The organism is Citrobacter sp. Cpo012, assembly GCF_030333015.1.
GTDB classification, from domain to species: domain Bacteria; phylum Pseudomonadota; class Gammaproteobacteria; order Enterobacterales; family Enterobacteriaceae; genus Citrobacter; species Citrobacter portucalensis.
Genome location: NZ_JAOWGR010000043.1, coordinates 534,640 through 549,842, shown reverse-complemented (window position 1 = coordinate 549,842; position 15,203 = coordinate 534,640). Strand labels below are relative to the sequence as shown.

12 protein-coding genes and 1 other annotated feature are annotated in these 15,203 nt (G+C 53.9%); of the genes, 8 read left to right on the top strand and 4 right to left on the bottom strand.

Annotation, left to right across the window (positions count from 1 at the left end; all coding sequences use genetic code 11):
• The first annotated feature begins 131 nt into the window (after positions 1-131).
• The 6 genes from dnaX to hemH all read left to right on the top strand — a co-directional run bounded on the left by dnaX (position 132) and on the right by hemH (position 7,039).
• Positions 132-2,060 carry a DNA polymerase III subunit gamma/tau gene (dnaX, locus tag OGX90_RS22395; protein WP_060682646.1) on the top strand — a complete coding sequence of 643 codons (1,929 nt, stop codon included), beginning with the start codon at positions 132-134 and terminating at the stop codon, positions 2,058-2,060.
• Positions 1,393-1,457, top strand: a sequence feature (DnaX frameshifting element). It overlaps the preceding gene by 65 nt.
• A gap of 57 nt (positions 2,061-2,117) precedes the next feature.
• A complete protein-coding gene (locus tag OGX90_RS22390; protein ID WP_003021764.1) occupies positions 2,118-2,447 on the top strand; it encodes a YbaB/EbfC family nucleoid-associated protein in 330 nt (109 codons plus the stop codon).
• Entirely contained in the window at positions 2,447-3,052 is a 606-nt protein-coding gene (recR, locus tag OGX90_RS22385) for a recombination mediator RecR (RefSeq protein WP_003021767.1), read from the top strand. Before OGX90_RS22390 ends, recR begins: the two co-directional genes overlap by 1 nt.
• Positions 3,053-3,162: 110 nt before the next feature.
• Positions 3,163-5,037 (top strand): molecular chaperone HtpG, encoded by a 1,875-nt coding sequence (gene htpG / locus OGX90_RS22380; RefSeq protein ID WP_234692809.1) that lies wholly within the window; start codon positions 3,163-3,165, stop codon positions 5,035-5,037.
• Positions 5,038-5,268: 231 nt separating this feature from the next.
• Positions 5,269-5,913 carry an adenylate kinase gene (adk, locus tag OGX90_RS22375; protein WP_003021773.1) on the top strand — a complete coding sequence of 215 codons (645 nt, stop codon included), beginning with the start codon at positions 5,269-5,271 and terminating at the stop codon, positions 5,911-5,913.
• 163 nt (positions 5,914-6,076) lie between these two features.
• Entirely contained in the window at positions 6,077-7,039 is a 963-nt protein-coding gene (gene hemH, locus OGX90_RS22370; RefSeq protein ID WP_003831052.1) for a ferrochelatase, read from the top strand.
• On the opposite strand, the gene aes is transcribed toward hemH, so the two are convergent.
• Positions 7,036-7,995, bottom strand: coding sequence for an acetyl esterase (gene aes, locus OGX90_RS22365; protein WP_234692810.1), 960 nt, complete (start codon positions 7,993-7,995; stop codon positions 7,036-7,038). The genes hemH and aes overlap by 4 nt on opposite strands.
• 152 nt (positions 7,996-8,147) lie before the next feature.
• Between aes and gsk the strand changes: the two genes are divergently transcribed.
• Positions 8,148-9,452, top strand: a complete 1,305-nt coding sequence (gsk, locus tag OGX90_RS22360) for an inosine/guanosine kinase (protein ID WP_003021781.1) — start codon at positions 8,148-8,150, stop codon at positions 9,450-9,452.
• Positions 9,453-9,497: 45 nt separating this feature from the next.
• On the opposite strand, the gene ybaL is transcribed toward gsk, so the two are convergent.
• Both ybaL and fsr read right to left on the bottom strand, forming a co-directional pair.
• Complete coding sequence (gene ybaL, locus OGX90_RS22355; RefSeq protein WP_003021783.1) at positions 9,498-11,177, bottom strand: YbaL family putative K(+) efflux transporter; 1,680 nt, start codon at positions 11,175-11,177, stop codon at positions 9,498-9,500.
• Between the two features lie 225 nt (positions 11,178-11,402).
• A complete protein-coding gene (gene fsr, locus OGX90_RS22350) occupies positions 11,403-12,623 on the bottom strand; it encodes a fosmidomycin MFS transporter (protein ID WP_003021788.1) in 1,221 nt (406 codons plus the stop codon).
• Between the two features lie 174 nt (positions 12,624-12,797).
• Here fsr and ushA point away from each other — a divergent pair, with 174 nt between their 5' ends.
• Positions 12,798-14,450, top strand: a complete 1,653-nt coding sequence (gene ushA, locus OGX90_RS22345) for a bifunctional UDP-sugar hydrolase/5'-nucleotidase UshA (RefSeq protein WP_286624711.1) — start codon at positions 12,798-12,800, stop codon at positions 14,448-14,450.
• A 107-nt stretch (positions 14,451-14,557) separates the two neighbouring features.
• Here ushA and ybaK read toward each other — a convergent pair whose 3' ends face one another.
• The gene (ybaK, locus tag OGX90_RS22340) at positions 14,558-15,037 is read right to left on the bottom strand and encodes a Cys-tRNA(Pro)/Cys-tRNA(Cys) deacylase YbaK (protein ID WP_003831056.1); all 480 of its coding nucleotides are present in this window, start codon (positions 15,035-15,037) and stop codon (positions 14,558-14,560) included.
• Positions 15,038-15,203 lie beyond the last annotated feature (166 nt).

The following is a 15,203-nucleotide window of genomic DNA, read 5'->3' as shown; positions in this document are numbered from 1 at the left end:
GTGCGCTGCCCGAAACCAAACTGACTGCAACGATAACGCCCGAATATAACGTGTCAACCTCGCCGTCGCTGCGAGGTTGTGTTAGCATTATCCCCCTGTGAATCCACCCTCCAGCCTTTCAGAGCCTGCCAATGAGTTATCAGGTCTTAGCCCGAAAATGGCGCCCACAAACCTTTGCTGACGTCGTCGGCCAGGAACATGTGCTGACGGCACTGGCGAACGGCTTGTCGTTAGGGCGTATTCATCATGCTTATTTGTTTTCCGGCACCCGTGGCGTCGGGAAAACCTCTATCGCCCGTTTGCTGGCGAAGGGATTAAACTGTGAAACTGGCATCACCGCCACGCCGTGCGGCGTGTGCGATAATTGCCGGGAAATCGAGCAGGGGCGTTTTGTCGATCTGATTGAAATCGATGCCGCCTCACGCACCAAAGTCGAAGACACCCGTGACCTACTGGATAACGTCCAGTATGCGCCTGCGCGTGGTCGCTTTAAGGTCTACTTGATCGACGAAGTGCACATGCTGTCGCGCCACAGTTTTAACGCCTTGCTGAAAACGCTCGAAGAGCCGCCCGCGCACGTTAAGTTCCTGCTGGCGACTACCGATCCGCAGAAGCTGCCGGTGACTATCCTGTCGCGCTGTCTGCAATTCCATCTTAAAGCGTTGGATGTCGAACAGATTCGCCATCAGCTTGAGCATATCCTCAAAGAAGAGCATATCGTCCATGAACCACGTGCACTGCAACTGCTGGCTCGCGCCGCGGACGGCAGCCTGCGTGATGCGCTGAGCCTGACCGATCAGGCGATCGCCAGCGGCGATGGTCAGGTCTCGACCGAGGCGGTAAGCACCATGCTCGGCACGCTGGACGACGACCAGGCGCTCTCGCTCGTTGAAGCGGTTGTGGCTGCGGACGGCGAACGCGTTATGGCGCTGGTAAACGACGCCGCCGCGCGCGGTATCGAATGGGAAGCGCTGCTGGTTGAGATGTCGGCTTTGCTGCATCGTATTGCCATGGTTCAGCTTTCGCCTGCCGCGCTCGGCAGCGATATGGCCGCCATTGAACAGCGTATGCGTGAACTGGCGCGAATTGTTCCGCCAACTGATGTGCAGCTTTACTACCAGACTTTGTTAATCGGCCGCAAAGAACTGCCGTATGCGCCGGACAGGCGAATGGGCGTCGAAATGACGCTGCTGCGTGCGCTGGCTTTTCATCCGCGCATGCCGCTCCCGGAACCTGAAGTTCCACGACAGTCGTTTGCCCCGGTCGCACCCACGGCGGTGATGACCCCGACGCAGGTGCAGCAGCAGCCTGCGCCTGCACAACAGCAACAGAATGTGCCGCTCTCCGATGCCACCAGTCAGGTGTTGGCGGCGCGTAGCCAGTTGCAACGTGCTCAGGGAGCAACCAAAGCAAAAAAGAGTGAACCGGCAGCCGCTTCCCGCGCGCGGCCGGTGAATAATGCTGCGCTGGAAAGACTGGCTTCGGTGTCGGAACGTGTTCAGGCGCGTCCGGCGGTCTCTGCGCTGGAAAAAGCACCGGCGAAGAAAGAAGCGTATCGCTGGAAAGCGACCAATCCTGTTGCAGAAGTTAAAGAAGTCGTTGCCACGCCGAAAGCGCTGAAAAAAGCGCTTGAGCATGAAAAAACGCCGGAACTGGCGGCAAAGCTTGCGGCTGAAGCCATTGAACGTGACCCGTGGGCCGCCCAGGTGAGTCAGCTCTCGCTGCCTAAACTGGTGGAGCAGGTGGCGCTTAATGCCTGGAAAGAAGAGAATGGCAACGTAGTTTGCCTGCACCTGCGTTCCACGCAGCGACACCTAAATTCCAGCGGCGCGCAGCAAAAACTGGCTGAAGCACTGAGTTCCTTAACGGGGTCAACGGTTGAATTGACCATCGTTGAAGATGATAATCCAGCGGTGCGTACGCCGCTGGAGTGGCGTCAGGCCATTTATGAAGAGAAACTCGCGCAGGCGCGTGAGTCGATTATTGCGGATAATAACATCCAGACGCTGCGTCGTTTTTTCGATGCGGAGCTGGACGAAGAGAGTATTCGCCCCATTTGATCGTGAGCCTAATGGTTTGACGGTCGTCATCCCTTAACGTGATTGAGAGAGAAGCCTATGTTTGGTAAAGGCGGTCTGGGTAACCTGATGAAACAGGCCCAGCAGATGCAAGAAAAAATGCAGCAGATGCAGGAAGAAGTCGCCAAGCTGGAAGTGACCGGCGAATCTGGCGCGGGTCTGGTAAAAGTGACCATTAACGGCGCGCACAACTGCCGTCGCGTGGAGATCGATCCAAGCCTGCTGGAAGACGACAAAGAGATGCTGGAAGACCTGGTTGCTGCGGCATTCAACGACGCGGCGCGTCGCATTGAAGAGACGCAGAAAGAGAAGATGGCCTCTGTTTCCTCCGGAATGCAGCTGCCGCCTGGCTTTAAGATGCCGTTCTGATGCAAACCAGCCCGCTGTTAACTCAGCTTATGGAAGCACTGCGCTGTCTGCCGGGCGTTGGCCCGAAGTCGGCGCAGCGCATGGCGTTCACGCTACTTCAGCGCGATCGCAGCGGCGGGATGCGTCTGGCACAGGCGTTAACGAAGGCAATGTCGGAAATCGGCCATTGTGCCGATTGCCGCACCTTCACAGAGCAAGACGTCTGCAACATTTGCTCGAACCCGCGTCGCCAGGAAAACGGTCAGATTTGTGTGGTGGAGAGTCCGGCGGACATCTACGCCATTGAGCAAACCGGGCAATTTTCCGGACGTTACTTCGTGCTGATGGGACACCTGTCGCCGCTGGACGGTATTGGCCCTGATGATATCGGGCTGGATCGTCTCGAACAGCGACTGGCGTCTGAGCAAATCAACGAACTGATCCTGGCGACCAATCCCACCGTCGAAGGAGAGGCGACCGCCAACTATATTGCTGAGCTTTGCATGCAATATGGCGTTGAAGCCAGCCGTATCGCCCATGGCGTTCCGGTAGGCGGCGAGCTGGAAATGGTCGATGGCACCACGCTGTCGCACTCTCTGGCAGGGCGACACAAGATTAAATTCTGAACAAACGGAGGCCGCGACGGCGGCTTCCGCTTGAAATCCTTCCCGCTTGTCCCCATTTCACCCTCAACGTGTTTTTACCATTGAAAATGGCATTGTTGAGGTAGATCTACATGAAAGGACAAGAAACTCGTGGTTTTCAGTCAGAAGTAAAACAACTTCTGCACCTGATGATCCATTCTCTGTATTCCAATAAAGAAATCTTCCTGCGTGAGCTTATCTCTAACGCCTCGGATGCGGCAGACAAGCTGCGTTTCCGCGCCCTGTCTAACCCGGACCTGTATGAAGGCGACGGTGAGCTGCGTGTACGTGTTTCCTTCGATAAAGATAAGCGTACGTTGACCATTGCCGATAACGGCGTGGGGATGAACCGTGATGACGTTATCGATCATCTGGGGACCATTGCGAAATCCGGTACTAAATCTTTCCTCGAGTCCATGGGATCCGATCAGGCGAAAGACAGCCAGTTGATCGGCCAGTTCGGGGTGGGTTTCTACTCTGCGTTCATCGTGGCGGACAAAGTCACCGTGCGTACCCGCGCTGCGGGCGATAAGCCGGAAAACGGCGTGTTCTGGGAATCTGCGGGCGAAGGTGAGTACACCGTTGCCGACATCACCAAAGACGATCGCGGCACCGAAATCACCCTGCATCTGCGTGAAGGCGAAGATGAGTTCCTTGATGACTGGCGCGTACGTTCCATCATCAGCAAATATTCCGACCATATCGCGCTGCCGGTAGAGATCGAAAAATCCGAAAAAAAAGACGGCGAGACCGTGGTTTCCTGGGAAAAGATCAACAAAGCGCAGGCGCTGTGGACCCGTAACAAGTCGGAAATCAAAGACGACGAATACAACGAGTTCTACAAGCACATCGCCCACGACTTCACTGACCCGCTGACCTGGAGCCACAACCGTGTGGAAGGTAAGCAGGAGTACACCAGCCTGCTGTACATCCCGTCCCAGGCTCCGTGGGATATGTGGAACCGCGATCACAAGCATGGTCTGAAACTGTACGTCCAGCGTGTGTTTATTATGGACGACGCCGAGCAGTTCATGCCGAACTACCTGCGCTTTGTGCGCGGTCTGATAGATTCCAACGATCTGCCGCTGAACGTTTCCCGTGAGATCCTGCAGGACAGCACCGTCACCCGTAACCTGCGCAGCGCGCTGACCAAACGCATACTGCAGATGCTGGAAAAACTGGCGAAAGACGACGCGGAAAAATACCAGACCTTCTGGAAACAGTTCGGCCTGGTACTGAAAGAAGGCCCGGCGGAAGATCACGCCAACCAGGAAACGATCGCTAAGCTGATGCGCTTCGCGTCTACGCACACTGACTCCTCCGCACAGACCGTGTCGCTGGAAGACTACGTGTCGCGGATGAAAGAAGGGCAGGAGAAAATCTACTACATCACCGCAGACAGCTATGCGGCAGCGAAGAGCAGCCCGCACCTGGAACTGCTGCGTAAGAAAGGCATCGAAGTGCTGCTGCTTTCTGACCGCATCGATGAGTGGATGATGAACTACCTGACCGAGTTCGACGGTAAGGCATTCCAGTCTGTTGCCAAAGCTGACGAGTCCATCGACAAGCTGGCGGATGAAGTTGATGAATCGGCAAAAGAAGCGGAAAAAGCGCTGACGCCGTTCGTTGAGCGCGTGAAAACCCTGCTGGGCGACCGCGTGAAAGAAGTGCGTCTGACTCACCGTCTGACCGACACGCCAGCCATCGTCACCACCGATGCAGACGAAATGAGCACCCAGATGGCGAAACTGTTTGCCGCTGCGGGCCAGGCCGTACCGGAAGTGAAATATATCTTTGAACTCAACCCGGACCACGTGCTGGTAAAACGCACGGCAGATACCCAGGACGAAGCGCAGTTCAAAGAGTGGGTCGAACTGCTGCTGGGTCAGGCGCTGTTTGCTGAGCGCGGCACGCTGGAAGACCCTAACCAGTTCATCCGTCGTATGAACCAGTTGCTGGTGTCCTGATACCCGTAATGTAATGCCGGATGGCGTTAACGCTTATCCGGCCTACAGCATCTCGTAATAGTATGCCGGATACGGTGTTTCCACCGCCATCCGGCATTTTCTCGCCTTATTTTTAATTTTCCCACCGTTAACCGTTTCAGCGTCGGGCGTCTTTCTTGAGCCAATTGCGTGATGGTGGTATCGTTTAGCGCTTTTTAAAAAATATCGACAACCTTTAAGGGGATTTTCGTAATGCGTATCATTCTGCTTGGCGCTCCGGGCGCGGGTAAAGGAACTCAGGCTCAGTTCATCATGGAGAAGTATGGTATTCCGCAAATCTCCACCGGTGATATGCTGCGTGCCGCCGTGAAATCTGGCTCCGAGCTGGGCAAACAAGCGAAAGACATCATGGACGCCGGTAAGCTGGTGACTGATGAGCTGGTGATCGCGCTGGTAAAAGAGCGTATTGCTCAGGAAGACTGCCGTAATGGTTTCCTGCTGGATGGCTTCCCGCGTACTATTCCGCAGGCAGACGCCATGAAAGAAGCGGGCATCAACGTGGACTACGTTCTGGAGTTCGATGTTCCTGACGAACTGATCGTTGACCGTATCGTGGGTCGTCGCGTACACGCTGCTTCTGGCCGCGTTTACCACATCAAATTCAACCCGCCTAAGGTTGAAGGTAAAGATGACGTGACCGGCGAAGAGCTGACCACCCGTAAAGACGATCAGGAAGAAACTGTACGTAAGCGCCTGGTGGAATACCATCAGATGACCGCTCCGCTGATCGGCTACTACTCTAAAGAAGCGCAGGCGGGTAACACCAAATACGCGAAAGTTGATGGTACTCAGGCCGTTGCTGACGTGCGCGCAGCGCTGGAAAAAATCCTCGGCTAATTTTTTCGCGTAATAAACCTCTTATCAGGCCTGCCATTATCGCGTAGGCCTGATAAGCGTAGCGCCATCAGGCAAATTCTCGTCTTACCTCTCACAGCAATTAGTTCTTCTTTATCGCTTTTCCGCTACAATTATCAACAATTTGAATCGATAAGAGGCGGTAATGCGTCAGACGAAAACCGGTATCCTGCTGGCAAACCTCGGCACTCCCGATGCCCCAACCCCCGAAGCCGTTAAGCGCTACCTGCGCCAGTTTTTAAGCGATCCACGCGTAGTTGATACGTCACCTGCACTGTGGTGGCCGCTGCTGCGCGGGGTGATTTTACCGTTGCGTGCGCCACGCGTAGCCAAGCTTTACCAGTCAATCTGGATGGAAGACGGTTCCCCGCTGATGGTTTATAGCAAGGCACAACAGCGTGCGCTGGCAGAACGCCTACCAAATACCCCTGTTGCGCTGGGAATGAGCTACGGTTCGCCGTCGCTTGAAAGCGCGGTCGATGAACTGTTGGCAAGCGGGGTTGAACACATGGTAGTGTTACCGCTGTACCCGCAATATTCCTGTTCGACGGTAGCGGCCGTCTGGGACGAACTGGCGCGTATCTTAGCGCGTAAACGCGGTATTCCTGGCGTTTCATTTATTCGTGATTACGCCGATGACAGCAGCTACATCGATGCGCTGGCGAAGAGTGCCCGGGATTCATTTGCTCAACACGGTGAACCTGATTTGCTGCTGCTCTCCTACCACGGCATTCCGCAGCGTTACGCCGATGAAGGCGATGACTACCCGCAGCGCTGTCGCGATACCACCCGAGAGCTGGTTTCAGCGCTTGGTCTGCCGCCAGAAAAAGTAATGATGACCTTCCAGTCTCGCTTTGGTCGCGAACCGTGGCTGACGCCGTATACCGACGAAACGTTAAAAATGCTGGCGGAGAAAGGGACACAACATATCCAGGTTATGTGTCCGGGCTTCTCGGCAGATTGCCTCGAAACGCTGGAAGAGATAGCGGTACAAAACCGGGAGATTTTCCTCGAAGCTGGCGGTAAGCAATATGAGTATATTCCGGCGCTTAATGCCGCACCGGAACATATCGAAATGATGGTTAAACTGACCGACGCTTACCGTTAAAGCTGGGCTCTGAAGTAACGAGCGCCTTCCCGTAACGCATCGTCGGCGGTTTTCATCATTCGCGAATAGTGCAGGAAGGCGTGCAGCGTACCGGGGTACATTTTGTACTGGCAGGGCTGCTGATGCGCCTGCAACGTCTGGAATAGTAAGCGGCTATCGTCAATCAGCGGATCAAACTCAGCGCCAGCGATAAAACACGGTGGCACGTCACGTGTCAGATCGTTATTAAACAGGCAATAATACGGTGACTCGCGATCGTCAGCGCTACGCAGGTACGCGTTTTCGTACATCTGCAAGTCCTCGCGGGTTAACCCATCCCACGCTCCGCCCATCAGCCGTCGGCTCAGTGAATCCTGCAGGCCGTAAAGCCCATACCACAACAGCACCCCAGCCACCTTGCCGCATACAATGCGTTTATCCCGCAGCCACAGCGCACTGGCAAGCGCCAGCATGGCTCCGGCGGAATCGCCCGCAAAACCGATATGATTCACATTAAGAGAATAGTCGCCAGCGTGCTGATGAAAATACTGGCAGACGGCGGCAATCTCTTCAATGGCTTGCGGGAAACGGGCTTCCGGCGCAAGTGAATAGTCGATACCAATTACCGTGCACTGCGTATAGCGCGCCAGCAAGCGCATAATACGGTCGTGGGTATCCAGATTACCGAGAATAAAACCGCCGCCGTGCAGATAATACAACGTTGCCAGACTATGGGGCTGCGGTGAGTAAATACGTGTGGCCATGGGGCCGCATGCGGTAGAAATAACGCATTCGCGGGTATTCATCTCTGGGGCATCGGCATTCCACAACTGCCGTTCATGAATGTAGTGTTGGCGCTGGGCCACGAAGTCATCTGCAGCGGGCCACGGCGGCAGATCGTCGCGATGAAAATTCACCACGCTTTTCATTTCATCCGAAATTCTGTCGAGTACGGGGATCTTGTTTTCCGGCTTCATAAAACGCTCCTTGTGAAGGTGAGTTATTGTAGAAATTAATCCCGTATAAACTGCGATCTCACCGTCTGATATTGAAACTTAGCGCCGCATCGCATGCGTGGCAGGGAATGTGCTACCATGCATCGCTCAGTTAACCACCCGTAAAATCGACCATGAAATTTCCCGGTAAACGCAAATCCAAACACTATTTTCCCGTCAGCGCGCGCGATCCGTTGCTGCAACAAATTCAGCCAGAAAATGAAACCAGCGCAGCCTGGGTGGTAGGTATCGACCAGACGCTGGTGGATATTGAAGCCAAAGTGGATGATGACTTTGTAAAACGTTATGGATTAAGCGCCGGGCATTCTCTGGTGATTGCCGATGATGTCGCAGAAGCGCTCTACCAGGAACTGGTGCGTGAAAACTTGATCACCCATCAGTTTGCGGGCGGTACTATCGGTAACACGATGCACAACTACTCTGTACTGGCGGATGACCGCTCGGTGCTGCTGGGCGTGATGTGCAGCAATATCGAGATTGGCAGCTATGCGTACCGCTATTTATGCAATACCTCCAGCCGTACCGACCTGAACTACCTGCAAGGCGTTAACGGACCGATTGGCCGCTGCTTTACGCTGATTGGCGAGTCAGGTGAGCGTACCTTCGCAATCAGCCCTGGGCATATGAATAAGCTACGAGCGGACAGCATCCCTGAATCGGTGATTGCCGGAGCGTCCGCGCTGGTGCTGACGTCCTATCTGGTGCGCTGCGAACCAGGTGAGCCGATGCCGGAAGCGACCATGAAGGCGATTGAATATGCCAAAAAACACAATGTGCCGGTGGTTCTGACCCTGGGCACCAAATTCGTCATTGCCGATAACCCACAGTGGTGGCAGGCATTCCTGAAAGAGCATGTCTCCATTCTGGCGATGAATGAAGAAGAGGCTGAAGCGCTGACCGGCGAAAACGACCCGCTGCTGGCGTCTGACAAGGCGCTGGATTGGGTGGATCTGGTGCTGTGCACTGCGGGTCCGGCGGGTCTGTATATGGCGGGCTTTACGGAAGAAGAAGTGAAACGTAAAACCCAGCATCCTCTGCTCCCTGGTGCTATTGCCGAATTTAATCAGTACGAATTCAGCCGCGCCATGCGCCATAAAGACTGTACCAATCCGCTGCGCGTGTATTCGCACATCGCACCGTATATGGGCGGACCTGAAAAGATAATGAACACCAACGGCGCAGGTGACGGCGCGCTGGCGGCATTGCTGCATGATATTACCGCCAACAGCTATCACCGCAGCAACGTGCCTAACTCCAGCAAGCACAAGTTCACCTGGCTGACCTATTCGTCGTTAGCCCAGGTGTGTAAGTATGCTAATCGCGTGAGTTATCAGGTGCTGAACCAGCATTCACCGCGCCTGACGCGCGGTTTACCGGAACGTGAAGACAGTCTCGAAGAGTCGTACTGGGACCGTTAAATCTTGTATAGGCCGGATAAGCGATAACGCTATCCGGCACGGACATTAACTGGCCGTAGCAACTTCACCTGCAGGCGGCGTTTCAATCAGCTCCAGCATGGTGCGGGCGATTTCACGCTCACCCATGACGACCTGGTTGGCGCCGCGTTCGGTAATATATTCCACCTCATCGTCATAATGCGCGCGGGCGATAATCTCAATCGACGGGCATTTCTCACGTGCGGAAGCGACAATTTCACCCGCTTCATAACCATTGGGGATGGTCAACAGCAGCCAGCGCGCGCAATCCAGATGCGCCAGATTCATAATCTCTTCGTTGGCGGCATTTCCCAGTACCGCGCGGATCCCACGCTCGCGCAGTTCATCCACCCGGGTACGCGAGGTTTCGATCACCACCAGCGGGATCCCTGCAGCCATCAATTTCTCACCCAGCAGGCTGCCGACGCGACCAAAGCCAACCAGCAAGGCATGATTGCAGATATCCACCGGAATTTGCTTCTCTTCTTCGATAGCCTCTTCCAGCGTCTGCTCCTCCAGCGTTTCTGTTTTGGCGAGGTATTTTTCTAACACCGCAAACAGCACCGGGTTGAGCATGATGGACAGGATTGCCCCCGCCAGCACCAGATTCTGTCCGGCCTGCGGCAGCAGGTTCAACGCCATTCCCAGACCCGCCAGGATAAAGGCAAATTCACCAATCTGCGCCAGGCTGGTGGCAATGGTGAGCGCCGTGCGTTGGGAGTGACCAAACAGGCGCACCAGGAAATAGGCGGCAAGGGATTTACCAAAGATGATAATCGCCAGCGTGCCCAGTACCGCCAACGGCTGCTGGATCAGAACTAACGGATCGAACAGCATCCCGACGGAGACGAAGAACAGCACGGCGAACGCATCGCGCAGCGGCAGAGTATCATGCGCCGCACGGTGGCTTAGTTCAGATTCATTCAGCACCATACCGGCGAAGAACGCGCCCAGCGCAAAGGAGACATCGAACAGCTCTACTGCGCCAAAGGCGATACCTAAGGCGAGGGCGAGGACAGAGAGGGTAAACAGTTCGCGTGAACCGGTTGCGGCGCTGCGGGCCATAATCCACGGTACCAGGCGACGACCCACCAGCATCATAATCGCGATAAACGCCACCACCTTACCGATGGTAATGCCCATATCGACGGCCAGCGAGGCGAAACCGACGTCTTCTTTTTCCAGCATCCCGGCGACGGCTGGCAGGAGAACCAGCGTCAGCACCATCATCAGATCTTCGACAATCAGCCAGCCAATGGCAATTTGCCCGCGCTGGCTGTCAATGAGCTGTCGTTCTTCAAGTGCACGCAATAGCACCACGGTACTGGCGGTTGAAAGACACAGACCAAACACGATCCCCACCATCAGCGACCAGCCTAATACGGCTGAAAGCGCCATACCCAGCAGCGTTGCCACTGCTATCTGGGCAATCGCGCCGGGAATGGCGATAGACTTTACCGCCATCAAATCCTTCAACGAAAAGTGCAGCCCCACGCCGAACATCAGCAGAATAACGCCAAGCTCAGCCAGCTCAGGCGCGAGCTTAGTATCAGCAACAAAACCAGGTGTAAATGGACCGGCCAGAACGCCCGCTAACAGATATCCCACCAGAGGAGAAATACGTAGTTTATTGGCAATCATGCCTAATATAAAAGCGAGCACAAGGCCGCCGACAATGGTGGTGATAAGCGGGGTGGCGTGATGCATTCCGTCTCCTTTGGTTGCTGTGATAATCCTAAAAACCCAAACTACGAGTAATAGTTTATGACAATTTTAATGTTTATGTTTATGAATAATTGTTGAATTTTGAAGAAAACGGGATTTTAAGCGTAAAAAAGCACGGATCGGAAAAGTACGGTGATATGTGAGAGGTAAAGGCTGATGGCTACTGCAAGTAATGACGGCCAAAATTTACTTTTGGCCGTCAGAAAATCAGGCTTTGTGTCGGTTATCAGGTAAGAATATGGTCAGTATCCCCAGAAGTGGCAGGAAAGCACATATTTTGTAGACCAAATCGATGCTGGTATGGTCGGCTATCAGCCCTAGCACCGCGGCTCCCAAGCCGCCCATGCCGAAGGCAAAACCGAAAAATAGCCCAGAAACCATGCCGATACGCCCAGGAAGCAGCTCCTGCGCGTAGACCAAAATAGCAGAAAACGCCGATGCGAGGATAAAACCAATGATCACGGTTAAAATTCCGGTCCATTCCAGCGTTGCGTAGGGTAAAACGAGGGTAAATGGCGCAACGCCGAGGATAGACCCCCAAATAACATATTTTCTGCCAATTTTATCGCCTAATGGTCCGCCAATCACTGTCCCGGCCGCGACGGCAAACAGGAAGGCAAACAGGTGAAACTGGGCGTTTTGTACCGATAATCCGAATTTTTGCATCAGATAAAAGGTGTAATAGCTGCTGATGCTCGCCATATAGAAGTATTTGGAGAAAATCAGCACCAGCAGGATGCTTACCGCCAGCACCACTTTATTGCGCGGTAACGGATTTACGATGGCAACTTTCGGTTTTCCTTTACTCATCCGATGCTGCGCGGCATACCAACGGCTGATTTGTGCCAGGACGACAATCGCTAATAACGCAGCCAGAACAAACCAGGCCACATTACCCTTACCATATGGCGCGATGATGACAGCTGCCAGCAAGGGGCCCAGAGAGCTGCCGAAGTTGCCGCCAACCTGGAAAATTGACTGCGCCAGGCCGTGACGACCGCCGGAGGCCATGCGCGCCACGCGGGATGATTCCGGATGAAATACCGAAGAGCCGGTGCCAACCAGCGCCGCGGCGAGCAGCACCATATGGAAGCTGCCGGCCATGGCCAGCAAAACAAGCCCACTCAGCGTGAAGCACATCCCAATGGGCAGCGACCACGGCATCGGGTATTTGTCCGTCCAGTAACCCACCACCGGTTGCAGCAGCGAAGAAGCAAGCTGGAAGGTTAGGGTGATCATCCCGATCTGCATGAACGTTAGCGAGAACTCTGACTGCAATAGCGGATAAATCGCCAGGATCAGCGACTGAATCATATCGTTTAGCAGATGGGAGAGGCTGATCGCTCCTAAAATGCCAAATGAGGTGCGTGCTTTAGCAACCGACGCTGACGCGCCAGCCACAGGCTGGGTTGGTTCACTTATTGCCATAGAAAGTCACTTCTGTTTGGGTTGCGATTATGAGGGTAATCTATTTTGTTATTATTACCTGACTAACATACCTGCGGAAGGTGTTTGAAGGAAGTCTCATTTCTGAAAACATTTTCGACTATTATTTCATATCATTGTAATTTCAGTCGTTGATTTTGGCTCAGGGAGAGAAATATGAAGTTTTTAAAACGGGGCGTGGCGCTGGCGTTATTAGCCGCATTTACGCTGGCAGGTCAGCCTGCACAAGCGTACGAAAAAGATAAAACCTACAAAATTACCATTCTGCATACCAACGATCATCACGGTCACTTCTGGCGCAGCGAATACGGAGAATACGGACTGGCGGCGCAAAAAACGCTGGTGGACGGTATTCGTAAAGAGGTGGCAGAGGAAGGGGGCAGCGTACTGCTGCTTTCCGGTGGCGACATTAATACCGGTGTACCGGAGTCCGATCTGCAGGATGCGGAACCTGATTTTCGTGGGATGAACCTGATTGGCTATGACGCGATGGCGGTCGGAAACCACGAGTTTGATAATCCCATGACCGTACTGCGCCAGCAGGAAAAATGGTCCAAATTCCCGTTTCTCTCGGCCAATATCTATCAGAAAAGCACTGGCGAGCGTTTGTTTAAGCCGTGGGCCATCTTTAAGCGCCAGGATTTAAAAATTGCCGTACTCGGTTTAACCACCGACGATACGGCAAAAATAGGCAACCCCGAGTTCTTTACCGATATTGAGTTCCGTAAACCTGCTGATGAAGCCAAACTGGTTATCCAGGAACTGAATATGGGTGAAAAGCCAGACATCATTATCGCGACCACCCATATGGGACATTATGACAACGGCAACCACGGCTCGAACGCCCCTGGCGATGTCGAAATGGCGCGTAGCCTGCCGGCGGGATCGCTGGCGATGATTGTCGGTGGTCACTCGCAGGATCCGGTGTGTATGGCTTCAGAGAACAAGAAGCAGGTTGATTACGTACCGGGTACGCCGTGTGCGCCAGACAAGCAAAATGGGATCTGGATTGTGCAGGCGCACGAGTGGGGGAAATATGTGGGCCGGGCGGACTTTGAGTTCCGTAACGGCGAAATGAAAATGGTCAACTACCAGCTCATTCCCGTCAACCTGAAGAAAAAAGTGACCTGGGACAACGGTAAAAGTGAGCGCGTACTCTACACCCCGGAAATAGCTGAAAATCAGCAAATGCTTTCGCTGCTGACGCCGTTCCAGAATAAAGGTAAAGCGCAGCTCGACGTGAAAATCGGTAGCGTCAATGCGCGCCTCGAAGGCGACCGAAGCAAAGTCCGTTTCGTGCAGACCAACATGGGACATTTGCTGCTGGCTGCGCAAATGGCGCGAACCAGCGCTGATTTTGGCGTGATGAGCGGCGGTGGCATCCGTGATTCCATCGAAGGCGGCGATATCACTTATAAGAGCGTGCTGAAAGTACAGCCGTTCGGAAACATCGTGGTGTATGCCGACATGAGCGGGAAAGAGGTGGTTGACTATCTGACCGCCGTGGCGCAAATGAAGCCGGACTCCGGGGCCTATCCACAGTTTGCCAACGTCAGCTTTGTGGCGAAAGACGGCAAGCTTAACGATTTGAAAATCAAAGGCGAACCCGTTGACCCAGCCAAAAACTATCGTATGGCAACGCTAAGCTTCAACGCAACCGGCGGCGATGGCTATCCGCGAATTGATAACAAACCAGGCTATGTGAATACCGGGTTTATTGATGCAGAAGTGCTGAAAGAGTTCGTGCAGAAGAACTCACCGCTGGATGCCAGTGTGTATGAGCCGAAGGGGGAAGTTACCTGGCAGTAACAGGGCGGAGTGCCGGATGGCGGTGCGGGCACCTTATCCGGCCTACAGGTCAGTGCGATTTGTAGGCCTTAAAGCTGCGCGCCATCAGGCAATCATTCTATAACCGTTTAATCGCGGCGTGCGATGTCGGCGAATTTCGCATCCAGAATTTTCGCCAGATCGCCCGCTGCCAGTTCGATATCCAGCCCGCGTTTGCCGCCGGAAACATAAATGGTGTCAAACGTCTGGGCAGGGGCATCAATGAGCGTTGGCAATCTCTTTTTCTGTCCTAATGGGCTGATCCCCCCCACCAGATAACCGGTGGTTCGTTGCGCAACCATTGGATCGGCCATATCAACCTTTTTAGCCCCCAGAGCCTTAGCGACCTTTTTGAGATCCAGTTGACCGGCTACAGGCGTGACCGCAACTGCCAGATGCTTCATATCGCCATTCACGGCAACCAGCAGCGTTTTGTAGACCTGGTCCGCATTCAGACCTAACTTGCGCACCACTTCATCACCAAAGTTCGTCTCGGACGGATCGTGATCGTAGGTGTGGATCTGGAAAGAAATTTTGTTTTTTTCGAGTAATTTAACGGCGGGTGTCATAGCAATTTTCCTGGACCAGACAAAATACGACTCAAGCATACGCCTGATGTCTGTCTAAAAAATAGTACCATCTTGCGCAATAGTATTGGCAGGATGATGACTTTGAGCGACAATCGAACTACACCGATGCTTTAAGCATTGGGATCATAATAATGATGAAATTCCT